At 63.7% G+C, this 23,277-nt stretch carries 20 protein-coding genes; 12 read left to right on the top strand and 8 right to left on the bottom strand.

Annotated elements, in window-relative coordinates; genetic code table 11:
- The first annotated feature begins 4 nt into the window (after nucleotides 1-4).
- Both BSP239C_RS07545 and BSP239C_RS07550 read left to right on the top strand, forming a co-directional pair.
- Nucleotides 5-1,027: an agmatine/peptidylarginine deiminase gene (locus BSP239C_RS07545; protein ID WP_219618858.1), complete on the top strand. Its 1,023-nt coding sequence runs from the start codon at nucleotides 5-7 to the stop codon at nucleotides 1,025-1,027.
- Nucleotides 1,028-1,209: 182 nt separating this feature from the next.
- Nucleotides 1,210-1,614: a hypothetical protein gene (locus BSP239C_RS07550; protein ID WP_101571490.1), complete on the top strand. Its 405-nt coding sequence runs from the start codon at nucleotides 1,210-1,212 to the stop codon at nucleotides 1,612-1,614.
- A 171-nt stretch (nucleotides 1,615-1,785) separates the two neighbouring features.
- On the opposite strand, the gene cls is transcribed toward BSP239C_RS07550, so the two are convergent.
- Entirely contained in the window at nucleotides 1,786-3,282 is a 1,497-nt protein-coding gene (gene cls / locus BSP239C_RS07555; protein WP_101571492.1) for a cardiolipin synthase, read from the bottom strand.
- Between the two features lie 253 nt (nucleotides 3,283-3,535).
- Here cls and BSP239C_RS07560 point away from each other — a divergent pair, with 253 nt between their 5' ends.
- Nucleotides 3,536-4,234 carry an NUDIX hydrolase gene (locus tag BSP239C_RS07560; RefSeq protein WP_101571715.1) on the top strand — a complete coding sequence of 233 codons (699 nt, stop codon included), beginning with the start codon at nucleotides 3,536-3,538 and terminating at the stop codon, nucleotides 4,232-4,234.
- 65 nt (nucleotides 4,235-4,299) lie between these two features.
- Here the strand turns inward: BSP239C_RS07560 and BSP239C_RS07565 are convergent, their stop codons facing one another.
- Nucleotides 4,300-5,178 carry an enoyl-CoA hydratase-related protein gene (locus tag BSP239C_RS07565; RefSeq protein WP_101571494.1) on the bottom strand — a complete coding sequence of 293 codons (879 nt, stop codon included), beginning with the start codon at nucleotides 5,176-5,178 and terminating at the stop codon, nucleotides 4,300-4,302.
- Between the two features lie 32 nt (nucleotides 5,179-5,210).
- Nucleotides 5,211-6,470 (bottom strand): MFS transporter, encoded by a 1,260-nt coding sequence (locus BSP239C_RS07570; RefSeq protein ID WP_101571496.1) that lies wholly within the window; start codon nucleotides 6,468-6,470, stop codon nucleotides 5,211-5,213.
- Nucleotides 6,471-6,629: 159 nt separating this feature from the next.
- Between BSP239C_RS07570 and BSP239C_RS07575 the strand changes: the two genes are divergently transcribed.
- From BSP239C_RS07575 to BSP239C_RS07585, 3 genes are all read left to right on the top strand, one after another.
- A complete protein-coding gene (locus BSP239C_RS07575) occupies nucleotides 6,630-7,052 on the top strand; it encodes a TM2 domain-containing protein (RefSeq protein WP_101571498.1) in 423 nt (140 codons plus the stop codon).
- Between the two features lie 75 nt (nucleotides 7,053-7,127).
- Complete coding sequence (locus BSP239C_RS07580; RefSeq protein WP_101571500.1) at nucleotides 7,128-8,711, top strand: FMN-binding glutamate synthase family protein; 1,584 nt, start codon at nucleotides 7,128-7,130, stop codon at nucleotides 8,709-8,711.
- A 118-nt stretch (nucleotides 8,712-8,829) separates the two neighbouring features.
- Nucleotides 8,830-9,399, top strand: a complete 570-nt coding sequence (locus BSP239C_RS07585; protein ID WP_101571502.1) for a dienelactone hydrolase family protein — start codon at nucleotides 8,830-8,832, stop codon at nucleotides 9,397-9,399.
- A gap of 11 nt (nucleotides 9,400-9,410) precedes the next feature.
- Here BSP239C_RS07585 and BSP239C_RS07590 read toward each other — a convergent pair whose 3' ends face one another.
- Entirely contained in the window at nucleotides 9,411-10,214 is an 804-nt protein-coding gene (locus BSP239C_RS07590; protein ID WP_219618859.1) for a 3-oxoacyl-ACP reductase, read from the bottom strand.
- Between the two features lie 167 nt (nucleotides 10,215-10,381).
- Here BSP239C_RS07590 and BSP239C_RS07595 point away from each other — a divergent pair, with 167 nt between their 5' ends.
- The 4 genes from BSP239C_RS07595 to BSP239C_RS07610 all read left to right on the top strand — a co-directional run bounded on the left by BSP239C_RS07595 (nucleotide 10,382) and on the right by BSP239C_RS07610 (nucleotide 16,396).
- Entirely contained in the window at nucleotides 10,382-11,467 is a 1,086-nt protein-coding gene (locus BSP239C_RS07595; protein WP_101571504.1) for a hypothetical protein, read from the top strand.
- A gap of 125 nt (nucleotides 11,468-11,592) precedes the next feature.
- Complete coding sequence (locus BSP239C_RS07600; RefSeq protein ID WP_101571506.1) at nucleotides 11,593-12,621, top strand: 3-oxoacyl-ACP synthase III; 1,029 nt, start codon at nucleotides 11,593-11,595, stop codon at nucleotides 12,619-12,621.
- Between the two features lie 7 nt (nucleotides 12,622-12,628).
- Nucleotides 12,629-15,403, top strand: coding sequence for an alpha/beta fold hydrolase (locus BSP239C_RS07605; RefSeq protein ID WP_101571508.1), 2,775 nt, complete (start codon nucleotides 12,629-12,631; stop codon nucleotides 15,401-15,403).
- A gap of 24 nt (nucleotides 15,404-15,427) precedes the next feature.
- Nucleotides 15,428-16,396, top strand: coding sequence for an NAD(P)-dependent oxidoreductase (locus tag BSP239C_RS07610; protein ID WP_101571510.1), 969 nt, complete (start codon nucleotides 15,428-15,430; stop codon nucleotides 16,394-16,396).
- A 39-nt stretch (nucleotides 16,397-16,435) separates the two neighbouring features.
- Here BSP239C_RS07610 and BSP239C_RS07615 read toward each other — a convergent pair whose 3' ends face one another.
- A complete protein-coding gene (locus BSP239C_RS07615; protein ID WP_101571512.1) occupies nucleotides 16,436-17,182 on the bottom strand; it encodes a hypothetical protein in 747 nt (248 codons plus the stop codon).
- Nucleotides 17,183-17,420: 238 nt separating this feature from the next.
- Here BSP239C_RS07615 and BSP239C_RS07620 point away from each other — a divergent pair, with 238 nt between their 5' ends.
- A complete protein-coding gene (locus BSP239C_RS07620) occupies nucleotides 17,421-19,346 on the top strand; it encodes an acetate--CoA ligase (protein WP_101571514.1) in 1,926 nt (641 codons plus the stop codon).
- Nucleotides 19,347-19,350: 4 nt separating this feature from the next.
- Here the strand turns inward: BSP239C_RS07620 and BSP239C_RS07625 are convergent, their stop codons facing one another.
- Nucleotides 19,351-20,304, bottom strand: coding sequence for a hypothetical protein (locus BSP239C_RS07625; protein ID WP_101571516.1), 954 nt, complete (start codon nucleotides 20,302-20,304; stop codon nucleotides 19,351-19,353).
- An 86-nt stretch (nucleotides 20,305-20,390) separates the two neighbouring features.
- Between BSP239C_RS07625 and BSP239C_RS21070 the strand changes: the two genes are divergently transcribed.
- Complete coding sequence (locus BSP239C_RS21070) at nucleotides 20,391-21,083, top strand: MarR family winged helix-turn-helix transcriptional regulator (protein ID WP_226830938.1); 693 nt, start codon at nucleotides 20,391-20,393, stop codon at nucleotides 21,081-21,083.
- 13 nt (nucleotides 21,084-21,096) lie between these two features.
- On the opposite strand, the gene BSP239C_RS07635 is transcribed toward BSP239C_RS21070, so the two are convergent.
- Entirely contained in the window at nucleotides 21,097-21,639 is a 543-nt protein-coding gene (locus BSP239C_RS07635) for an SRPBCC family protein (RefSeq protein ID WP_101571518.1), read from the bottom strand.
- 144 nt (nucleotides 21,640-21,783) lie between these two features.
- Nucleotides 21,784-23,253 (bottom strand): LssY C-terminal domain-containing protein, encoded by a 1,470-nt coding sequence (locus tag BSP239C_RS07640; RefSeq protein ID WP_101571520.1) that lies wholly within the window; start codon nucleotides 23,251-23,253, stop codon nucleotides 21,784-21,786.
- Between the last annotated feature and the right edge of the window lie 24 nt (nucleotides 23,254-23,277).

Consider the following 23,277-nt stretch of genomic DNA (forward strand, 5'->3'; position numbering starts at 1 on the left):
TCACATGCCCGCGGAAACAGCTGCCCACGATCGCATCTGGATGGCGTTCCCGTCCTCCGGCTACGCCTTAGGCGACACCGAGGAAGAGGCCGAGGCGGCCCGCCGCACCTGGGCCGCAGTGGCACGTGCCACCAGCGAGTTCACCCCGGTGACGGTCGTCGTCTCGACGTCGCAGACAGACAATGCCCGCCACCACCTCGGCGAGGGGATCACTCATCCGATCACCGTCGTCAATGCCGAACTCGACGACGCCTGGATGCGCGATATCGGTCCGAGCTTCGTCGTCGACGACGACGGAGCGCTGCACGCAGTGGATTGGGTCTTCAACGGCTGGGGCGCTCAGGAGTGGGCGACGTGGGATCACGATCAGCACATCGGCCGCTACGTTGCGAACCAGGCCGGGGTCCCGATCATCGATTCCCAACTGCGCAACGAAGGCGGCGGAATCCACGTCGACGGGCAGGGCACCGTGCTGGCCACGCGCAGCGTGCAGTTGGATCCGGGACGCAACCCCGACCTGACCGAGGCCGATGTGGAAGCCGAATTCGCCCGCACGATCGGGGCCAAGAAGGTCATCTGGCTCGAGCACGGCCTCCACCGCGACAATCAGACCTTCGGCACCCGCGGTCACGTCGACATCGTCGCAGCCATGCCCAGCCCCGGGGTCGTCCTCATCCACGATCAGCGCAATCCCGAACACCCGGACTTCGAATTCTCTCAGGCGCTCAAGACCCAGTTCACCGCGGAGACCACTGCCGAGGGACAGCCCTTCGAGGTCGTGGCGATTCCCGCTCCTGAGGTGCTGCGCGATGATGAGGGCTGGGTCGACTATTCCTACGTCAACCACCTCGTCACCAATAACGGGGTCATCGCCTGCACCTTCGACGACCCGATGGACGCCGAGGCGGTGTCCGTGCTTGAGAAGGTGTACCCGGGACGCAAGGTCGTCGGCGTCGATGCGCGCGAACTCTATGCCCGGGGAGGCGGAATCCACTGCATCACCCAGCAGCAGCCGACGGTGAGCTGAGCGCCGAAAAACTGTATCCACTCCACAAATCTGAGACGATATTCTTTCACTCCGGAACCATCTGCAGTATAAGGTGGAGAACCAGGGCACAATACCGAGGCAATCGACCGACGCTCAACGTTGGTCTGAGCACTCGACAGTGTCGAATGCAGTCACGGCAAGCTGAAAAGGAGAGCAGGAAGATGAAGAAGCGTTTGATTCTCCTGGCTGGTCTGGGAGTCGGTTACGTACTCGGATCACGCACCGGGCGTCAGAGCTACGAAAAGCTCAAGGCCCAGGCCCAGGATCTCTGGACCGATCCGCGAGTGCAGGACACCGTCGAAAAGGCCAACCAGTCGATTCGCGACAAGTCGCCAGCCGTCGCCGATGCTGTCCAGACCGCAGCCGACAAGGTCAACTCCGCAGCAGGATCCGGTTCAACCGGCACCGGAGCCGCCGGAACCGGCGCAAGCGCTGCAGGCAATAAGTCCGCCGGCACATCAGGCAGCAAGTCCGCTGGTGGCCCAGAGGTCAAGGACGATGTCATCGCTGATCCCATGCGCGACTTCGACGACGAAGGCCCATCCGGGCTCTCCGAAGACGCCTGAATATCTTTATCTGAGACCCTCGCACCGAGGCTCTCGCCTACGCAGATAGGCGGCTGACCCGCTCGGCGACTGTCCTGCAGCCGTCGGCGGTAGGCGACAACGTTCCCGCACACTGGATCAGTGTGCGGGAACGTTGTCATTTCCGGCGCAGTCCATCACGCGATCACGAACTCACAGCAGCGAGCTCGTGAGCCTGGCGACGTTCTCTACATACTTGTTCAGCAGCGGTCGATCGTTCCACTCGTCTGCGTCGAGCTCGACAGAGTTCGGAGTATATTTCTCCGCTTCGAGGTCATACATGCGCTGGGTGAATTCCTTGTCGACGATGAACATGGTGACCTCCATGTTCATTGCGAACGAGCGCTCATCCATGTTCGAAGACCCGATGATCGAGACTTCATCGTCGATGAGAAGGAACTTCGAATGCAGGACGGTAGGTGCGTGATACAAGAAGATCCGGACTCCGGCCCGCACCAGATCGGCGTAATAGGACTGCTGGGCCCGCTGCGTGACCCAATGATCGCTTGTCTCTCCCACATACAGGCGCACGTCGACTCCGGACCGGGCCTCGGTCGTGAGCGCATGCATGAGCGATTCGTCGGGCACGAAGTACGGTGAGCAGACGACGACGCTGCGGTTCGCGTTGTAGATGAGGTGGTTGAACAGGCGCAGATTGTTCTCATCTTCGAATCCTGGCCCCGAGGGCACCACCTGCGCCTGGATGCCACCGTTCTGCGGAGCCTGAAGTTCCCCTTCGGACGATTCTTCGAAGAACTCTCCAGTCTCCGAATACCAGTCCGTGATGAAGACAGCATCGAGTTCATCGACGACTGGGCCGGTGCATTTCAGCGATAGGTCCATCCATTGGAAGCCCTTCCGCCGGTTGCGTCGCTTATTATAGGACCGGTCGATGATGTTCTGGGAGCCGGTGAAGGCGACGGATCCGTCGACGACGAGGATCTTCCGGTGGTTGCGCAGATCGGGCCGCTGGTACTCGCCCTTCCAGGGGCGGATCGGCAGGGCTCGACGCCATGCCACTCCGGAGGAGTTGAGCCTTTTGACCAGTTCCGAGTAGCCCGGATATCCCAGTGAGCCCAGATGGTCGATGAGGATTCGGACCTCCACCCCGCGCTCATGCGCGGCCAGCAGCGATTCGAGGAGCCGCCTCGTCGTGTCATCGATGGCGACGATGTAGAACTCGAAGTGGACGAATCTCGTGGCCGCGTCGATCTCATCGGCCATCGCCTCCATGCACGCGTGGTTGTCGGTCTGGAGCTCGAAGGAGTTGCCATGCGTCATCGGCAGAGCACCCAGATCGTAGTTCAGCTGTGCCGCTGTGCTCAGAGGCTCGGGCATGTGGGCGAAGTCGCCGATGATCGCCTGGTCATCGGTCTGATCACGGAAGATGTCGTTGACAAGCAGCTGTTTGTCCCGCCGCCGCTTCGGCAGCTTGGCGGAGCCGAGCAGCAGGAAAGCGAGAATTCCGAGGTAGGGGAGGAGGAAGATCGCGAGCAGCCAGCCGAGGGCGACAGAAGGTCTGCGGTTGTGCGGAATCCAGCCCAGAGCGACGATGCGGATGATCATATCGACAGTCAGGAGCGTGAATATCAGCCAGTTGGGCCACGCCTGGTCGATCGTGAAGAAAGGATAGATCTCCAGTCCGCTCATTTCCGCACTCTTCCGGTCTGCGGGCTCTCGACGCCCGGTGCCGTGCGCCGATTCTTAAACTCCAGCGCTCAAGTCGACCTGAGAAATTCGCCGTCGTTCTGCTCTGGTTCCATCGTATCCTGCCGCATGTTCGCTCAGCTGATCGCCCCGGCACCTCCCCGACCGGGCCCCACCGCACCCCGCCTCCGCCCGGTGCAGTCCTCAGCGTCATAATGGGAGGTGACGACCAGACACAGAAGCGAGGGTGCTGACAGTGATTCGAGATATCTCCCCCGAGGGGTCCGACCGTTCGGACCTCGCCGACTCCTCCAGCCGCGGCCCCGATGTGCCCGATCCGAGCGCGGTGCCGATCAAGCCCGCCGTGAGCGTGCTCATGATCCGCGATGGCAGCACCGGACTCGAGGTCTTCGTCCAGCATCGCGTGTCGACGATGGACTTCGCCGCCGGTGTCGTCGTCTTCCCCGGCGGTCGCGTCGATCCCATCGATGAGCAGACCGCAGCATCCATCGAGGTCCCCGACCCGCAGAGTCATCAGGCGGCGTGGAAGGACTCCACCATCGCCGAGGTGAGCGATGGGTGGCGCGTCCTGCTGGCCACCGCCGTGCGTGAGGTCGAAGAGGAGACCGGAGCCGTGCTCGATCCCTCCGGGCTGAAGCCGTGGGCGAACTGGGTCACCCCGGTCGGACGGCCGAAACGCTTCGACACCTACTTCTACGTGCTCGCAGGCGGCGTCCTTGAGTCGGCCCATCATCAGACCACCGAGGCACATTCGAGCGAATGGATGTCGGTGCGCGAACTCCTCACCGCCGAGGCCGAGGAACGTCTCAAACTGATGCGTCCGACACTTGTGCTCCTGCGCGAACTCGACACCTTCGCCACCGTCGCCGAGGCGGTCGGATCCGACCGGAACATCGACCCGGTCCGCCCGGAGTTCCCCGGCAAACACGGCTGAACTGCAGCCCAACGTCACAGCTGAACCGCTGCCCGCCGGCCCACTGTTCGTCAGCCCACTGTTCGTCAGCCCTTCGATCGCTTGGCCATGGCGGCCAGACGTTCCTGTACGACCTGGCGCTGTTCGTCGGTGCCGATGAGTGAGGCGAGCGCCTCCTGCTCCGCATCGAGGCCCGTGGTCAGATCGGCCTCATAGGAGAGGTCGACGAGCTTCTTCACCCACACGAGAGCCGAGCGTGACTTCCCAGCGATATCGCCGGCGAGTTCGAGTGCTCGCTCAACTGGGTCCTCGGCCAGTTCTTCGACAAGCCCGATCCGCAGTGCCTCCTCGGCTCCGACGGCCTCACCGGTGGCGATGAGCTTCTTCGACATTCCGGGACCGACCAGGCGCGGCAGCAGCTGAGTTCCGCACATGTCCGGGATGATCCCCCATTTGATCTCCATCAACGAGAGTTGGACGTCAGGACCGGCGATGCGGATGTCGGTACCCAGAGCAATCTGCATTCCGCCGCCGAGGGCCGGGCCTCTGAGCCCGGCGATGACGGGAACCTCGATCAGAGACCAGACGTGCACGGCCTTCTGAGCCAGTGCGCGAGCGGACCCGAGGCGCTCACCCACGTCAACGGTGCCACCGGTCGATGAGGCATTCCCCGCACCCGCCTCGGCGGTGGACGAGGTCTCGGTACCGGTCTCGGTGGTGGCGGTGCCCTCGTCGGCGAGCCGGGACATTTCGGTGAAGTCCAGACCGGCGCTGAAGGCACGTCCTCGACCGGAGAGCACGACAGCCCTGACCTCAGTCGATTCCTTGAGCGCGAGGCCGACCTCGACGAGGTCTTCGAACACCTCTCTAGTCAGCGAGTTGAGCTTCTCAGCGCGGTCGATCTCCACATGGGCGACGCCCCGCTCGATCGCATAGGTGACATTCGAATGTGCTGCGTGGGGCATGAGGTCCTCCGGTTCTTAAGCTGAACGTTTGATCAGCTGCGCTTCTTGAACCCTACCGAAGCCCCGGTCAGGGTCAAGATCAGAACCGCGAACAGGGCGCTCATGCACATGAACGCCACACCCGGCCACGCGAAATCGGTGAACAGGACCGCCGACAGCCACGCGCCCAAACTGGTGCCCAGGTAGTACACGGTGAGGTAGATGGCCGCCGAGCGAGTGGAGTCGATTCCGGGACGGGAGGCGCTCGCTGCCGCGGATGCTCCCGTGTGCCCGAGGAAGAAGCCCCCGGTGAGCAGGGACATGCCGATGATGATCACGCTCAAGGAGTCCACGAGGGTGAGCCCGGCACCGATGAGCGCCGTGACCATCCCGATCAGCGTCAGCGAGGTGCGCGAGAGTTTTGTGGCCAGTCGGCCGTAATACGTGGTGACGACGGTGCCGACGAGGTAGATGAGGAAGAACAGGGCGACCGCGCCTTCGCTCAGTCGCCAGGGATCCTGCTGCAGCCGGGTGCCGAGCATCGTGAAGGACCCGCCGAAGACGAGCATGCAGAGGAATCCGGTGAGATAGATCCGCCACAGCCCCGATCCCAGTGGAATGATCGCTCGCCGAGGTGGTGATGCGGTGTGCGCATCAGCCGAGGGCTGCGCGGCTGGCGAGGACTTCGGCTCAGCCTCGGCAGCCGCCCGAGCGGCTTCGGACTTCGACGTCGTGAAGAGGTCATGGCGGAGCAGCCAGACGACGATGAGTCCGAAGAGCAGGGACACTGTTGCGGTGAACGCCAGTCCGCCGTGCCAGCCGAGGATCTCCGCGGCAAGGCCGGTCAGCAGCCGCGAGGAGAGTCCACCGATCGTGTTGCCGGCGATGTAGACGCCGATCGCTCCGGGCAGCGCCGCCGCCGGCAGGCGCAGCGACAGATAGGCCATCGCGGTGGCCGGTACCGCAGCGATCGCCACACCTTGGAGGAAGCGGACGGCGATGAGCAGTTCGGGGCTCGGCATGAAGGGCAGAATGAGTGCCAGCAGCGCGGCCAGGACCACGCCGCCGGCGATCTGTCTGGCATGCCCGATACGCGGGGCGAGCATGGAGAACGGGATGAGGAAGACCGCCATGGCGACGTTGGTGGCCGAGACCGTGAGACTCGCAGTCGGAGCGTCGACGTCGTAGGCACCGCGGATGGCGGGGAGAAGCCCCTGCGTCTCGTAGAGGACAAGGAAGACCGAGACTCCAGCCAAGAAGACTGCAACGATGGTTCGCCGAGTACTCGTCGCGCTCGGTTCACCTGTGCTCATGGAACCAACGCTATGTCGACATTGGGGAAAACCCCAATGCGCTCACACCCATGGGTTTCCTAGGCTGTACTCAGGTCCCCCACCTGACGCCCATCCCCCGGCTCTCCGCATCGCTTCGATCGCATCACGGAGAGCGGCAAGCACGAGAAGGAGCACACCATGTCCGTGCCATCTCTGGCCCCCGACCTGCCTCCCATCGACTCCTCTGCCCAACGGGACCAACCGGACTGGCGGAACCGACCGGATGCTGAGGCCGAAGCCGCACCGGAGCGCGCCAACCGTTCCTTCCTCGTCACCTGGATCCTGTCACTGGCATTAGGATTCCTCGGCGCCGACCGTTTCTACACGGGACGTTTCGCCACCGGCGGGCTCAAGCTTCTGACCTTGGGCGGGCTGGGCCTGTGGTGGATCGTCGACCTCGTCATCGTCATGGCCGGCGGTCTTCGCTATAACCGTGCTCACCTGCGTGGCTATGAGACCGGAAAGGAAGCCGCGTGGATCACCACCGGGTTCCTCCTCATCGTCGGCTATTCGCTCCAGCTCGATTCGCTGCTCCCGGCACTGCTGGCGCAGCTGTTCTGAAATTTAGCCCACCCTTTCCTGAAATCCCCGCGTTCTCGGTCTAGGCTCGCATCAAGTACCGACCGAGGAGGCTCAATGCAAAATAAGTTCCCCAGGGTTCATCTGGTCACCGGTCACTCGACTGGAAGGAAGATGGCTGGTGCCGCCGCAGCCGTCTCAGCCCTCGGGCTCGGCGCCCTTGCCGCCTGGGACGTGACCCAGAAGAAACATTCGATTCTGCGCAACTATCCAATCGCCGGCCATGCACGGTTCCTATTGGAATCGATCCGTCCCGAGATTCAGCAGTACTTCATCGAACGCAACTGGGACGGCCGCCCGTTCAGCCGCGATACCCGTACGACGATCTACGAACGATCCAAGGGCAAGCACTCCGAGCATGCTTTCGGCACCGAGCACGACGTCAACCGCACGGGCTATGAGGCCCTCATGCATTCCGCGGTTCCGATCACCAACTCTCCGACTCCCCCACGCGTGCGCATCGGCGGTGAGGACTGCACCCAGCCCTATGACATCTCCCTGCTCAACGTCTCGGCCATGAGCTTCGGATCACTGAGCCACAACGCGGTGCGCTCACTCAACAAGGGTGCCGCCATGGGTGGCTTCGCCCATGACACCGGAGAAGGATCCATTTCGCCCTACCACCAGGAATTCGGTGGCGATCTGATCTGGGAGATCGGCACCGGCTACTTCGGCGCCAGGACCCCCGAAGGTACTTTCGATCCGGACATCTTCGCCAAGAAGTCCCAGGATCCACAGGTCAAAATGGTCTCTCTCAAGCTCTCACAGGGCGCGAAGCCCGGCATCGGCGGTGTCCTCCCCGGCCCGAAGGTGACCGAAGAGATCGCGGAGATCCGCGGCATCCCCGTCGGCAAGACCTGTATCAGCCCACCGAACCACAGCGTGTTCTCCACACCGATCGAACTCCTGCAGTTCATTGCGAAGATGCGTGAGCTCTCCGGCGGTAAACCTGCCGGCTTCAAGCTCTGTGTGGGCTCGCGCACCGAATTCCTCGCCATCTGCAAGGCGATGGTCGAAAGCGGGATCACCCCCGACTTCATCATCGTCGACGGTTCCGAAGGCGGCACGGGCGCAGCACCCCTGGAGTTCGAGGACCATGTCGGCCTGCCGCTGACGCAGGGCCTGATGATCGTGCACAACGCGCTCATGGGTTCGGGTCTACGCGACCGGATCAAGATCGGCGCATCCGGAAAGATCGCGAGCGGCTCCGACATCGTCAAACGCCTCATCCAGGGCGCGGACTTCACGAACTCCGCCCGCGCCATGATGATGGCCGTCGGCTGCATCCAGGCCCAGGCCTGCCACACGGGCAAATGTCCCGTCGGCGTGGCCACGCAGGATCCTCGCCGGGCACGTGCCATCGATGTGCCCGATAAGTCGACCCGAGTGAAGAACTACCACGAGGGCACCGTCGCCGAGGCTGTGCGCCTGATGGCTTCGATGGGGGCAACGCACCCGGATGAGTTGGAGCCGACCATGCTGCGCCGCAATGTCTCGGCGTCCGAGTCGTGGTCCTATGCCAGACTCTACGACTGGCTCAAGCCCGGCGAACTGCTCAACGGGGCTCCCGATTCGTGGGCCGATGATTGGGCGACGGCACGCGCCGATTCCTTCGCCATTCCACACGGTCACAGCCGCTGAGACACATGAGCCACGGCCGCTGGATCGGTCGAGCCACGGCCACTGAGGCAGCCGAGCCGCTGCGGCTCCTGTCGCGATGCGGCTCGGCTGCATTCAACTGACGAAACAGGAGACAGCCATGACAACCCTCGTTCTGCTCCATTCCGCACTGGGCAAGACTCCCGGTATGGAAGCCATCGCCGGTCGCTACACCGCCGCCGGGCACACCGTCGTCACCCCCGACTTCTACGAAGGACGGACGTTCACCACCGCCGAGGCGGGGGTCGGTCACTCACAGGAGGTCGGGTTCTCGCAGCTCGTCGACCGGGTTGCCGCGGCATGTGCTGATCTGCCGGATGAGATCGTCTTCGCCGGTCTCTCACTCGGGGCCGGCATCGCCCAGCAGATGGGCAAGAACGATTCGCGTGCACGCGGTGCGCTCCTCTTCCACGGCGGCGGCTTCCCCAAGCCGACTCGGTGGCAGGGGAATGTGCCCGTCCAGATCCACTTCTCCGTCGATGATGAGTGGAGAGACTCAGGTGCGCCGCAGACTCTGATGGAGTCGGCCGCGCGAGCGGGAGCACGGGCGGAGTATTTCCTCTACCCCGGCGGGAGCCATCTGTTCAGCGACCCACTGGTCGATGACTACCGTGAGGACAGCGCACAGCTGCTCCTCGACCGCAGTCTGGCGTTCCTCGACCGAGTGTGACCCCAGTCGCCTCAGCCCATCACCAGACCGTTGTCGACGACGAGGTTCTGTCCCGTCACCGCCCGCGAAGCCGGGGATGCGAAGAACACCACCGCCGAGGCGAATTCCTCCGGAGTTGTCACGTGGCCCAGCGGAGTCTGCGCCGCAATCTGGTCGAAGACCTCTTCCGGAGTCGCCGAGGAGGCATCGGTCGTGCGCAGCAGCCCACCGGAGACCATGTTGACTCTGACTCCCGAGGGTCCGAGGTCCTTGGCGAAGGTCCTGGTCAGCGACAGCAGAGCGGCTTTGGCCGCGGTGTAGTCGTGGTAGGGCACGACGGGGTTCTGCACGAGGTTGGACCCGATGTTGATGACGCGTCCCGATCCGATCTCGCGGAATCCACTCATCGCTGCCTGCACGGTGTTGAGCGCGGCCCCGACGGCTCCACGGAACTGGTCGGTGAAATCGGAGAAGTCGATTTCGTCTGCCGGCTGCCGCTCCTCTCCGTTGAAGGAGAAGTCGACGAGAGCATTGTTGACCACCGTCGACACAGGAGCGCCGAATTCGGCGTGCGCGGCGGCGAACAGGGCGTCGACGGCGCGTGAGTCGGTGACATCGGCCTCGATCGCCACTGCACGCCCACCGCGAGCACGGACCGCCTCGGCGAGTTCCTCGGCTGCTTCAGCGGAGTAGCGGTAGTTGATGACGAGCGCTGACTGCTCATGTGCGAAGGCCTTCGCGATCGATGATCCCACTCCGCGTCCGGCACCTGTGACAAGGACGATCTGCTGGTCAAGGGGCATGGCCGCTGTTGTGAATGCCTGGGCGTTGCTCATCGCGATTCTCCTTCGAATGCTGGGCGGACCCCACTGCTTGAGAGCTCGGGTCAGGTCGTGATCTCACCCTACAGTCGCGGCACGACATCTGTGTGAACGTGATTACCGCTCCGTTCCTCCATAGACTGAGCACACGACCATCATTGTCCATCCCCAGGAAGTCCCTCATGAGCGAGCTCGGCGCCAGCATCTCAATCGGAGTCCTCGCGGCACTCGTCGTCCTCATCGTCTACCTCATCGCGTCTCGGATCGGCAGATGGCAGCCGGCTCCGCAGCGTCGACCCCAGGCCGGACAGGCGCCACAGCAGCAGGGCTACGGCCCGGGCGGCTACGGTCAGCCGGGCTATGGCCAGCAGGGCACCGGCCCGGGGGCTCGACCGCGAGGCGGCTCTTACGACCCGTCGACTCGGGCGTACAACCAGTCGACGCAGGCCTATGATCAGCCCAACCGCTTCTACGGCATACCCGAGGACGAGACCCGCGTGCTGCCCGCGACCGGAGCCGACACCGATACGCGTGCCACGAAAGCAGAACTGCGGGACAATATCGGGCAGTCGGGGCAGATGGTCGAAGCGAACCGTCGCGCGGCCACCTCTTCGAACGGTGACACGCTGGCGGTGTTCACCTATATCTTCGGCGCCGCCCTCATCGCCGTCATCGCGTTCGTGTTCTTCAACAATCTGCTCCTTCCCGCCACGGTCGGCGCCCTGGCCGGCGCCATCATCTGCGTGGCGTTGGCGTCGACCTACACGCTGAAGTCCCTCGAATTCTGGCCCGACAATTCGACGATCACGATCATCAACCTCCTCGTGGCCCTGGCCGCCGCTGTCGCCATGTTCATCGGCGCAGAGCGGACCGAACGCGACGGCTTCACTCTGGGCCGCATCACCGATTCCTTCGACGCGCTGCCCTTCAGCGAAGGGTTCACCGGCTTCGCCACTGCCATCGCCGACCGCGTCGTCGACTTCTTCCGCGAATTCGGGTTCATGGGCTTCATCTTCCTGCTCCTCATGGGCATCGGCTGCATCATCGTCTTCACACTGGCGGCGAAGTCCCTCATCGACGTCATGGACTGGCGCATCTTCGTCCAGTTCGGACGCTTCGTCACCGACCGTCCTATGTCCCATTCGCGGGCCGTTCGCTTCCAGTCCTCGAAGGTTTCGCACACGGTGACGTCGATCATCTTGGCCGGGATCGCGGTCCTCTGCGCGACCGGAATGGCCTACGACGGTTTCACCTGGTTCACTCGTTAAGTAACTATTCAGCCTGAGGGATATAAGATAGTCTCCGGACTTCCTCCGTCGTGGCACGCCTCAAAGGTGCGTCGCATCGGCCCTCAGCAGACGACGCACAACCCGCAAAGGGATGAGAACCTCAATTGGCGAATGGCAACGCAACATTCCGGCACTCGAACGTGGCGCTTCTCGGCCTGACCGAGATCCTCGCCCCGAACGAAGTGACCTCTCAAGAATTCGACGAGCGCCTCGCCGATACCCTGTCCACCCTCAACCTGCCCACTGGACTCCTCCAGCGTGTCGCCGGTGTCTATGCCCGGCGCAACTGGGATCAGCCGAGTCAGTTCGCCGACGGTGCGATCGCCGCAGGTAAGAAGGCCCTGGAAGAGTCGGGGGTCTCCCCCGACTCCATCGGACTGATGGTCAACACCTCTGTCACGCGTGAACACCTAGAGCCCTCCGTAGCCGTCGGCGTTCACGCCGGAATCGGTCTTGGTTCTCAGGCGATGAACTTCGACATCGCCAACGCCTGCCTCGGGTTCGTCAACGGCATGACCCTGGCCGCGAGCATGATCGACGCGGGGCAGATCGAATACGCCCTCGTCGTCGCTGGCGAAGACGCCTCCCGAGTCCAGGAGGCTACCCTGCGACGGCTCACCCGAGAGGGCATCAGCCGTGAGGAATACCTCAACGAGTTCGCTTCCCTCACACTGGGATCCGGCGCCTCCGCCGCGGTCCTGGGACCGGCGGACAAACACCCGGAAGGCCACCGCATCCTCGGCGGCATCACCCGCGCCGCGACCCAGCATCACGCACTGTGCGTGGGCGATCATAACGGCATGTTCACCGACACCAAGGGTCTGCTGGCCGGTGGTATGGAACTCGTCGTCGCCGCGTGGGAGGAAGCCCATGAGGACGGCTGGAACTGGCGCGAGATGGATCGCTACGTCATGCATCAGGTCTCCGACGTACACGTGAACTCGATCAAGAAGGCCGCGAATCTCGACTCCGAGCGAATTCCGGTCACCTATCCCGAATTGGGCAATGTGGGACCGGCATCCCTGCCGATCACGCTCGCCCGTGAGGCATCAAGCCTCAAACCCGGCGATCGGATCCTGTGTATGGGAGTCGGATCCGGGCTCAACACCGCAATGACCGAAATCGAGTGGTAGAGGTTCAATGAGATTTCCTGCACGGCCGGCTCAGGCTCCCCCGAAGCTGCCCGAGTGGGACCCCGCCTGGTCCCGAATCGTCGAGGCCACGACACCCGCGGGACCGCATTCCTTCCACGTCCTCGACACCATTGAGGTACTCCGTGCCGAAGGGCTCGAACCGAGCGGCACGATCCTTGCCCTGCACGGCAACCCGACCTGGTCGTACCTGTGGCGACACCTTGCCCAGGCGACCGTGGACACGGCTCGCGCCGGCGGTCGCGTGTGGCGGCTCATCGCCCCCGATCAGCTCGACATGGGCTACTCCGAACGATTGGCCCATGAGTCGCTGCCGACTCCCCACGGCGCCGAGGTGCGCCGCATGTCCCAGCGCATCGACGACTTCGACGCCGTCGTCACGCCCCTCCTCGCCGAGGCAGCCGGCAGTGCCGCACCCACAGACAGCGCCGCGTCCTCCGATCATCCGATCGTGACGATCGGACATGACTGGGGCGGCGTCCTGTCCCTGGGATGGGCGGCACGCAACACCGACCTCGTCTCCGCTTCGATCAGCCTCAACACGGCCGTCCGCCAACCTGAGGATGCGCCGATCCCTGCACCGCTGCGAGCCACACTGGCCGGGCCCATGCTCCCGACTGCCACCGTGGTCACGGACGGATTCCTGCGGGTGACGATGAGCCTCGGCGATCTCGATCCCGAGATCAAGGACGCCTTCCGGTCCCCGTATGAGAATTCTTCCCGACGCCACGGGATCGGCGGCTTCGTCGCCGACATCCCCGTCGATGAGAACCACCCGTCCTATTCCGAGCTGCAGCGTGTGGGCGCCGATATCGCGGCCTTCGATCATCCTGCGCTCCTCGTGTGGGGACCGAAGGACCCGGTCTTCCTGGAACGCTATCTGCGTGACCTGCGTCAGCGTCTGTCCCAGGCCGATGTGCACCGCTTCGAGCTGGGCTCACACCTGGTCAGCGAGGACTACGATGTGGCCGGTGTCGTCACTGACTGGCTGCGGACACAGTTCCCTGCTCGCGGTGCTGGAGCCGACGCCGCTTCGGATTCATCGGCCGCAGACAACGAGGCCACAGCAAAGCGCGCACCCGCTTCGAAGGACGAGTCTGCCGCGGCCCCTGCGCGCGGGGTGACCGCGATCCTCGACGCACGCCACGATGACGAATCGATCGCCTCGGTGGACTTCGCCCAGAACCCGGCGCAGCAGATCACCTGGCGCCACCTCTGGCATGTGACGACGAGCATCGCCAACGGACTGCTCGAACTCGGCGTGCGCCCCGGCGATCGCGTCTCCATGCTCGTCCCGCCCGGCAACAACCTCACCGCAGCCCTTTACGCCTGTCTGAAGATCGGCGCGGTCGCCGTCGTCGCCGACGCCGGTCTGGGACCGAAGGGCATGACCCGGGCGACCACCTCGGCGGATCCGCAGTGGATCATCGGAGAGCTGCCGGGACTCGGTCTCGCCCGTGCCTTCAACTGGCCCGGCCGCCGCATCTCGGTGTCCCCTCTGGGCACGGTGGCGGCCAAGCTGTTCAAGGTCGAGACCAGCCTGACCGCGCTCTCGCGCACCACCCACCACGCGCAGCTGCCCCTCCCGGCAGCCACCGACGATGCGGCGATCCTCTTCACCTCCGGGTCGACGGGACCGGCCAAGGGTGTGCGCTACACCCACGGCGACATCTCCGCACTCGCGGCGGTGCTGACCCGAGTCTTCGACGTGCGCGAAGGCACCGGCCTGGTCGCCGGCTTCCCACCTTTCGCCCTTCTGGGACCGGCCATCGGAGCCACCTCGGTGACTCCGGACATGTCCGTGACCAAACCGAAGACGCTGACCGCCGGCGCCATCTCCGATGCGATCATCGCCGGTCATTCGACCATGGTCTTCGCCTCCCCTGCCGCGTACAAGAACGTCGCGGCCACTGCTGCTGAGCTGGATGAGGAGCAGAAGGCCGCGTGCGCACGGGTCGAACTTGTGCTCTCCGCAGGGGCGCCCGTGCCTATGGAGCTGATGGATTCCATCGCCGAGGTGTTCCCGAACGCGAGCATCCATTCGCCGTATGGGATGACCGAGGGCCTCTTGCTCACCGACATCGACCGTGCCGGTGTGGCCGCCGCCGATGCCACATCCAACCTCGGCGTGTGCGTGGGCCGCCCCATCGACGGCGTCGAATTGGCATTGGCACCGATTGATGACACCGGTGCGTCCGCAGACGTACTGGAACAGGGCAGCGCTGCGCAGGGCCGTTTGGGTGAATTCGTCGTCAGCGCCGCCCACATCAAGTCCGGCTACGACAACCTCTGGGCCACCACGGCTGACTCGGCTCGCGATGACCTCGACGGTCGGACCTGGCACCGGACGAACGACATCGGCCATATCGATGCCGAGGGACGAGTCTGGCTCGAAGGCCGTCTGCAGCATGTGGTCACCACACCTCTCGGACCGGTGGGACCTGGCGGTCTCGAGGCGCTCATCGATTCCGATGCGCAGGTCAGCCGCTCGTCGATCGTGGGCATCGGCCCGGCGGGAACACAGTCGCTGGTGGCCGTCCTCGACGCTGAAGGAACCGATCTCGCGCCAGGTCTGGCTCCGTTGGACCTGACGTCTCGGCTGCGTGAGCTGGTTGCAGAGGTCGTGGGGCACGACCTCACCGCTGTCCTCGTCGCTCCCACGTTCCCGACCGACATCCGCCACAATTCGAAGATCGACCGATCCCGCCTGGCCAATTGGGCCGATCATGTCCTGTCCGGCGGTTCGGTGCGCACCAAGGTCTGAATCTCGCCCGTCTGAGGAGTCCATATGAAGATCACAGTCACCGGAGCCTCCGGGCTCCTGGGTTCGTCCGTCGCTCGTGCGCTTGTGACAGGAGGCCACGAGGTCACGACTCTGCAGCGTCGCCCCTCCTCTGTGTCGGGCGCCCACGACGTCATCGGGTCGGTTACCGACCCGAGCAGTATGGCTCAGGCCCTCACCGGCGCCGAGGCTGTTGTGCACTTGGCGGCGAAGGTGTCCATGATGGGCGACCCCAGTGAGTTCGAGGCCGTGAACATCGGCGGCACCCGCACTCTCGTCGATGCCGCTCAGGCGGCTGGCGTGAAGCGAATGGTGCACATCTCGTCGCCGTCGGTGGCCCATACCGGTGACTCGATCATCGGCGAAGGTGCCGGTCCTGCCTCCCCCGATCTGGCACGTGGTGAGTACGCGCGGACCAAGGCCGCCGGTGAACTCATTGCTCTGGAAGCCGATTCAACAGACTTCAAGGTCCTCGTCCTGCGCCCGCACCTCATGTGGGGTCCTGGTGACACGCAGCTGACGGAGCGCGTCATCGATCGCGCTCGTGCCGGCCGAATGCCGGTGCTCGGGTCAGGGGCCCCGCTCGTCGATGCCCTGTTCGTCGACAATGCGGTCGAGGCGATCGTTGCCGCCGTTGATGCCGTGGCCACCACGCACGGCGAGTCGTTGGTGGTCACAAACGGTCAGCCGCGCCCCATCGGGGAACTCATGTCACGGATCGCGATCGCCGGTGGCGCTCACGCGCCGAAGATGCGCATCCCCGTGGGCCCCGCGCTGGTGGCCGGTTCGGTCGTGGAGAAGGTATGGGATCTGGGCGAGCATGATGATGAACCGCCCCTGACGAAGTTCTTGGCGGAGCAGCTCTCAACGGCGCACTGGTTCGACCAGCGCCGCACCTACGAGGTTCTTGGGTGGAAGCCGCGGGTCAGCATCGAAGAGGGGCTTGAACTCCTCGCCGCTCACTACACGCAGTAGGGTCGCTCAGCGCTATCGGCGCTCAGCGCGTCGGATTGGTCAGCGCGTCGAGTCGGTCTCGTCGTCGACGGGATCGTCATCGGCGGCTCCATCGGTGTCTGCCGATTCGGCATCTTCAAGTGCGTCGACGGAGATTCCCGGTTCTCCGGTGGGAGGACTCTCCAGTGATGACCCCGTTGCCTCTTCGTCATACTCATCGGGCGCAAGCGTCTCTGGCTCGCCGGCCGCACGGAGGTCCGGCTCATCTTGGTCCGGCTGATCCTGACCCAAGTCTCCTGTGTTCTCCTCGTATCGTGATTCGCCGCCGTTTTCCGGCTCCGCCTCGATCGAGGACTCGTCAGCTTCCGGCGACTCTTCGTCCTCACTGACCGAACGCTTCGGCGGGGCAGCCGCCGCAGGAGTGCCCTCGGCCGGCTTCGCTTCAGTTGCATCATCCTGACCGGCAGATTTCGACTCGGTCTCCGCATCATCTGCCTTCGACTCCGTGGTGCCCTTGCCGGAATCAGTGTCGTCGAGACTCACACCCGCCTCGGCGGCCAATCGAGAGCGACGCTCGGCGCGTGCCTTCGCACGCTCCTCCTCACTCATCGCAGGCTTCGCCGGTGCGGCATCCTTATTGCTGGGCTTAACGACTTCCCAGATCAGGAGGACGATGACCATCGTGATTCCGACGGTGGCGCCCATCGCCAGAGAATTCCACGGGCGTGGCATGGAGAAGAGGTCTGCGAACGCGTTGACGCCGAACAGGGCGCCAATGCCGATGATCAGGGCAACAAGATATCTCATGCCCCCATTGTGCCTTGTCTGCGCACACAATCTGGGGTTAGTGCGCCGCTTCCTCACAATGTATGCAGACGGAGTCCGAACGGCCGACCAGCTGCTGTCCAACTTCGAATTCGGTTTCTGCCACGGGGACCGGATCCGGCTGCATAGACCAAATCTGCCTCCTGCGCAACCATCGCTGACCCGGAAATCGGCCCATCCCATCCCTGCACTCAGCTGTGCCATGAGTCACAATGGAGCTATGAACACGATCGCACAGTCCCCCAGCTACGACGATGTCATCGCTGCCATCGATGCCGATCCTGAGGAGTTCTGGCTCGACCAGGCGAAGACCCACATCGATTGGGTCACCGAGCCGACTCGCGCCGTCGACGCCGCGAACGCCCCGATCTATCGTTGGTTCCCCGACGGCGAGCTCAACGTGTGCTTCAACGCGGTCGACCGGCATGTGGCCGCCGGGCGTGGAGATCAGGCAGCCATCATCTATGACTCGCCCGTCACCGACACGATTCGCACGATCACGTACTCGGAGCTCCTCGACGAGGTCTCCCGCTTCGCCAGAGCCCTGTCGGACAGGGGCGTAGTCAAGGGCGATCGCGTCATCATCTATATGCCGATGGTGCCCGAGGCTGCGATCGCCATGCTCGCCTGCGCCCGCATCGGCGCGATCCATTCGGTGGTCTTCGGCGGATTCGCCCCCAACGAGCTGGCCGTTCGCATCGACGACACCTCCCCGAAGGCCGTGATCTCCACTTCGTGCGGGGTTGAGAAGAGCCGTGTCCTCGAGTACAAACCCATGGTCGACGAGGCGATCAGCATTGCCGAGAAGAAGCCGGAGTTCACCGTCATCGTCCAACGCGACGAGCATCGCTGCGCGATGGGCGAGAACGATCTCGACTACGCGGAGCTGCTGGCCAATACGCCTGAAGGCATTGACCCTGTCACCGTCAAAGCCACCGATGAGCTCTATGTCCTCTACACCTCCGGCACGACGGGCAAACCGAAGGGCATCGTGCGAGATTCCGGCGGCTACGCAGTGTCATCGGCATTCTCGATGCCCAGCCTCTTCGGGCTCAACCCCGGCGACACGATGTTCACCGCCTCCGACGTCGGCTGGGTCGTCGGGCACACGTACATCGTCTACGCGCCGCTGCTGGCCGGTGTCACCTCGGTCCTGTTCGAGGGCAAACCGGTCGGCACCCCAGATGCCGGCACCTTCTTCCGCATCATCGAAGACCACAAGGTCAACGTCCACTTCACTGCGCCGACGGCCATGCGCGTGGTCCGTAAGGAAGATCCGAACGGCGACCTGATCAAGAAGTACGACCTGTCCAGTCTGCGGGCTTCGTTCCTCGCCGGTGAACGCCTCGATCCGGATACCTATGAGTGGACGACGAACATCCTCGCCGAGGCGACCGGTCGTGACATCCCCGTCGTCGACAACTGGTGGCAGACGGAGACAGGCTGGCCGATCGCCGCCAATCCGCTTGGCCTCACCCGGTTCCCGCTCAAGGCGGGGTCCCCGACGAAGCCGGTGCCGGGCTTCCAGGTCGAAGTCCTCGACCCTTCAGGCAAACCCATGCCGGCTGGCAAAGAGGGACTCATCGTCATGAAGCTGCCCATGCCACCGGGAACGATGGCCACCGTCTGGGGCGATGACTCCAGGTTCGTGTCCTCGTACCTGTCGGCCTTCGACGGCTACTACCTGACCGGTGATTCGGGATATCTCGATGAAGACGGGTATGTCTTCGTCATGGGCCGCACCGACGATGTCATCAACGTCGCCGGACACCGCCTTTCCACGGGTGTCATCGAGGCCGTCATCGCTTCCCATCCGGCAGTCACGGAGACCGCGGTGATCGGTGTTCACGATGACACGAAGGGGCAGAATCCGCGTGCGCTGGTCGTGCTCGGTGATTCCGCCGAGGCGGCCGATCCGGATGCGGTCATCGCCGAACTCGTGGCGCTGGTCCGCAAGGAGATCGGCCCCGTGGCCGCCTTCAAACAGGTCGATATCGTCTCCGCCCTGCCGAAGACCCGGTCGGGGAAGATCCTGCGCAAGACGATGCGCGAGATCGCCGACGGAGTCGATTCTCCGGCCGTGCCCTCGACGATCGAGGACCCTGCAGTGCTCGACGCGCTGGAGTCAGTGCTCCAGCGCGGCTGAGCCCTCAGGACCGGACACCGCGTTTGTAGCCTGCCGCGAATCCGTGTTCGAACGCAGCTCCGACCATCCGGCCCTTGCCTCCGCGTCGGCCCCCGGCGCGGTGGCTTCTGCCCCGGTGGTCGGCGCTGTGAGCATGTGACCCACAGCCTCCGTCACGGCGGTGATGGTCGAAGCGCCCTTCGTCCACGTTGCCCTCTGCCCATTCCCGGCGTGAGCCCCAACCATCTTCCAGATCCCGCTCGCGACGCGGATTCCGATTCCGCCGTGGGCCGCGGTCACCACGAGAGTCGAATCCGCGCCCGAGTGTTCGTACGTGTCCGAGTCCGAACTCTGACTCGAAGTCACGTCCGGGTTCAGGGCCGAACTCTGACCGGAGCCTACCTCCGAACCCATACTCCTGGCCCAAGGCGGATCGTCCTTCAGCGCCGAAACGGCGGGCGCATTCGCGACGAGCCGCGTAGCCGCGCCGTCCAGCGAACTCTCGGCGCTCATCCCACTCATCATTCCTGCCCTCAGCGCTAGCGCCCTCTGCATTCCTGCCGAGCACGTCAACGATTTTGTCCAGAGAGCCCGTCAGGGATTCGAGCTCCCTCTCCGATAGCGCCTCATCGACCGCGGCGGCAACCTGCTCACGGATCCCCTGGCCGCGGTGTCCGAATTCCCCTGCCTTCGCTGCGGTGAAGAACTTTCGGCGCAGCAGGAGGCTCGCTTGCCTGAGCAGGTCCGTTACCTCTGGGCTCTCGTCGCGGACGTCGGAACGCTCACTCCCCGCGGCGCGCGTCTGGTCGAATTCATTGTCGTCTTCGTCATTCATCTTTGCACTTTCCTCACTGAGAGCCTCGTGGAGCTTCTCGTTGCCTTCATCAGCACGGTCGCTGTTCTCATCAGCACGTTCATCACGGCCTTCTCGACCATTGATGGTGCTGTCATTCTGCTTGTCGCTGTTGAGCGAGTTCATGCCATCTCCTTTACTTGTCATCTGACATGTATATGTATCATGACATGCAATTAGAAAGCATGTCAACCAACATGTAAAATTGGGGTATGAGCAATGACGGGAAGCGCGATCAGGGTAGGGGTACGGACGATGCCAGCCAGAGGATCGCCGAGGCGCTCACGCGCCTGCAGTGGAGGCGCGGGCTCGGTGGCGGTCCGCGCGGATTCGGGCTTCCCGGAGCTGCGGCTGGCGGCGATGGCCATCCCAGATTCGGCGGACCAGGACGGGGAGACTTTCCGTTCGGACGCGGTCGGCGCCCACACGGCGACGAGGATGAATATTTCCCTCAGAGTCCGCGCGATCCACGCACGAAAGGCGCGCCCCACGACGAGCGTCTCCGGGACAGCAATCGCGATCGGCACGAGGGAGAACACGAGTGGAAAGGCAAGTTCGGGGCTCACTTCGGTGGACGAGCACAGCTGCGACTGCTTATCGCCCTAGCTCAGGCCGGCCGCTCTCTCGGCGTCAGCGCAATCGGTGAATCGATCGGGGTCGATCAGCCGCGTGCTTCCCGCCTCGTGTCACAGGGCGTCGAGCTGGGACTGCTGCGACGTGAGGCTGACCCTGATGATGCCCGTCGCACTCTCATCGCGTTGACGGATAAGGGCAGAGCGATCTCGAGCAGGTTCCGGGGAGCCCAGCGCGAGAACGTCGACCTGGCCCTCGATGGGTTCACCGATGAAGAGCGTGCCCTCTTAGCGCAGCTGCTCTCACGCCTGGCAGATGCCTGGCCACGATGAGCAGCTGAAGCGTTCAGCGTTCAGCGAGTGCCTTGAGCCTCTCAACTGATGCCAGCAGGTTCTCAGACTTTGTCGACTGCGCACGTGGCAGTCGTTGCAGGTCTCTCAACTCGGTCCAGTCATAGGTGTGGCGAACCAGGCTTGAACGGTCTCCTGTCGCTGTGACCTCCCACGTCCATTTCTGGCCGAAGGGTTCACCGCCGACTTCGGAGGGCTTCCAGGCGATGAGCCTGCCCTCTTCGAAGTCGACGATGTGGTTCTCGCGGTCGACGCCCTTGGTCAGGGTGGTGATGAAGGAGGTTCCGACTCCGGTCGGTCTCTGCCCCGCTGCGGCTGTGCCGAGGTTGTCGTTGCCGTCCCATTCGGGTTGGCGGGCAGGATCGGCGACGAGTTCGAAGATCTCCGAGGCTGATGCGGCGACCTCGATTTCGATGCTGACCACTTTGAGCGCCGGGTCGATCGTGTCGAAGACTGCGCCGTCGGAGGCTGTGGTTGCCTCTGCGGGAACCTTGCCCCCGTCGGTGGGGGCAGATGAGTCAGGTGTCGGCTCGGTCATGGAGTTCCGCCTCTTCGCTTGAATCCGGTTCCGATGGCTGGTTCGCGCCGCCGGAATGCAGTCGAGGCCAGGATACACAGTGTTTACAGTCCACGACTTCTCGCACCATCGATGCATGCCGGCGAATCCTGATTGCACATGCGCTCAGTCTTCGAGGCCCCGTTCCTGACGTTCGGCTCGCAGCTCTGCGGTGCTGAAACGGGTGAATAGCCGTGAAGAATCGCTTGACAGTGACAGCAGCACGGCGACCTGCATGGCAATCGTCGTCAAGGCGTACATGTTGGTCGCGAGGTCCCGGTCTCCGGTGAAGTAGTTCGTCATCGATACGATCACAGACACCGTGGAGAGGGTCAAGATCCACAATCGGGCTCGATTGCTGCCTCGGAACACAGAGATGCTCGCGATCACCTGCAGGCACCCGATGAGGAGGCTGAGTCCGATGAGCACTCCCGCCACGATCCGTGTTGCCGCTTCGTTGCCGAGGGTTTCGATGTCGGCACTGTAGTCCACGACCTCGGTGCGCAGGCCGTCCCAGTCGAGCACCGTGCCCAGTACGTCCCAGGCTTGGAAGAGGAGCAGGATGAGAACGAGTGCGGCACCGACGACAGTCTGCAGCGGTCGTCTGTGCCACAGCGTCTTCGTCACTTCTCTGACCGACCGAGCATCGGTGTAGATCTGGGTCGCATCGAGTGCCAGTTCGAGTCGGTCCGGGGAATCGGATTCGTCTGTATCCACTTCGGCAACTTCGATGATCGGGAGATCGCCGTCCGTGATGATCGCGTCTCCGCCGCCGTTGCGTGAGTGGTAGCCGGTCGAGAAGTCTTGGACGTGTTGGACGACAACCGCGTCATCGGCCGAAGCCACCGTGTCAACGATGTAGTCACGTTCGACATCGGTGTTCTCTTCGATTTTGTGGGTGAACTGCAATGTGAACAGCGAGATCCCGACGCTCTTGTCGTAGGTGCCCGCGGCCAGCCAGTCCGCCTGATGCCCACCAGGCAGCAACCAGCCACTGGGACATTTCCAGAACCGCACATGGTGACGCTGCCCCGGATCCCCGTCGACCTCCTGCTGATAAGCGAAGTCCTGCCGCCTGCCGAACAGCAGCAATGGCGACACTGGCGCTTTGGGGTAGCTCCGACGCGTCAGAGTGGATCTGATGATCTCCCAGGTCGAGGCCGGGGTGATGCCATCGGCAAGGATCCAGCCTGCGGCTTTCATCGCGTGATGGATCTGAGTCTCGTCACCACGCCATGCGAGGTTGACAGGATCTCCGAGCAGGCCATCCGAGGTCCGGGCTCGACCGATGAAATAGTTTGGGACGTAGATCTGGGAGAGGATGCGGTGCAGTCGCGGAAGTGCCAGGTAGGAGACCACTCCCCAGAATACGAGCAGGGTCAGCACCTGCCACCAGCCCAGTGAGAACCCTTTGAACAGGATCAGCATCGCCAGCCACGTTGACGAGGCGCCTCCGAAGAGGAAGAAGAGATAGTCGAGGACCCCGGTGACAGTGAAATGGTGGCGACGGAATGCGAACGGCTGCCGCTGTCGTCTCTTCGCAGAGGCGGGCGAGCGATCGGGCCCAGGTTCGGGCGTCGTGGTTCCGGAGGTCATGGGACAAGTTTAATGATCGCGGCG

This window comes from Brevibacterium sp. 239c (genome assembly GCF_900169365.1).
Classification (GTDB): Bacteria; Actinomycetota; Actinomycetes; order Actinomycetales; family Brevibacteriaceae; genus Brevibacterium.

What these genes read in the sequence shown, in the direction of transcription:
- BSP239C_RS07545 (WP_219618858.1), top strand. Translation starts at nt 5, where the DNA reads ATGCCCGCGGAAACAGCTGCCCACGATCGCATCTGGATGGCGTTCCCG.
- BSP239C_RS07550 (WP_101571490.1), top strand. Translation starts at nt 1,210, where the DNA reads ATGAAGAAGCGTTTGATTCTCCTGGCTGGTCTGGGAGTCGGTTACGTA.
- cls (WP_101571492.1), bottom strand. Translation starts at nt 3,282, where the DNA reads ATGAGCGGACTGGAGATCTATCCTTTCTTCACGATCGACCAGGCGTGG.
- BSP239C_RS07565 (WP_101571494.1), bottom strand. Translation starts at nt 5,178, where the DNA reads ATGCCCCACGCAGCACATTCGAATGTCACCTATGCGATCGAGCGGGGC.
- BSP239C_RS07570 (WP_101571496.1), bottom strand. Translation starts at nt 6,470, where the DNA reads ATGAGCACAGGTGAACCGAGCGCGACGAGTACTCGGCGAACCATCGTT.
- BSP239C_RS07575 (WP_101571498.1), top strand. Translation starts at nt 6,630, where the DNA reads ATGTCCGTGCCATCTCTGGCCCCCGACCTGCCTCCCATCGACTCCTCT.
- BSP239C_RS07580 (WP_101571500.1), top strand. Translation starts at nt 7,128, where the DNA reads ATGCAAAATAAGTTCCCCAGGGTTCATCTGGTCACCGGTCACTCGACT.
- BSP239C_RS07585 (WP_101571502.1), top strand. Translation starts at nt 8,830, where the DNA reads ATGACAACCCTCGTTCTGCTCCATTCCGCACTGGGCAAGACTCCCGGT.
- BSP239C_RS07590 (WP_219618859.1), bottom strand. Translation starts at nt 10,214, where the DNA reads ATGAGCAACGCCCAGGCATTCACAACAGCGGCCATGCCCCTTGACCAG.
- BSP239C_RS07595 (WP_101571504.1), top strand. Translation starts at nt 10,382, where the DNA reads ATGAGCGAGCTCGGCGCCAGCATCTCAATCGGAGTCCTCGCGGCACTC.
- BSP239C_RS07605 (WP_101571508.1), top strand. Translation starts at nt 12,629, where the DNA reads ATGAGATTTCCTGCACGGCCGGCTCAGGCTCCCCCGAAGCTGCCCGAG.
- BSP239C_RS07610 (WP_101571510.1), top strand. Translation starts at nt 15,428, where the DNA reads ATGAAGATCACAGTCACCGGAGCCTCCGGGCTCCTGGGTTCGTCCGTC.
- BSP239C_RS07615 (WP_101571512.1), bottom strand. Translation starts at nt 17,182, where the DNA reads ATGAGATATCTTGTTGCCCTGATCATCGGCATTGGCGCCCTGTTCGGC.
- BSP239C_RS07620 (WP_101571514.1), top strand. Translation starts at nt 17,421, where the DNA reads ATGAACACGATCGCACAGTCCCCCAGCTACGACGATGTCATCGCTGCC.
- BSP239C_RS07625 (WP_101571516.1), bottom strand. Translation starts at nt 20,304, where the DNA reads ATGAACTCGCTCAACAGCGACAAGCAGAATGACAGCACCATCAATGGT.
- BSP239C_RS21070 (WP_226830938.1), top strand. Translation starts at nt 20,391, where the DNA reads ATGAGCAATGACGGGAAGCGCGATCAGGGTAGGGGTACGGACGATGCC.
- BSP239C_RS07635 (WP_101571518.1), bottom strand. Translation starts at nt 21,639, where the DNA reads ATGACCGAGCCGACACCTGACTCATCTGCCCCCACCGACGGGGGCAAG.
- BSP239C_RS07640 (WP_101571520.1), bottom strand. Translation starts at nt 23,253, where the DNA reads ATGACCTCCGGAACCACGACGCCCGAACCTGGGCCCGATCGCTCGCCC.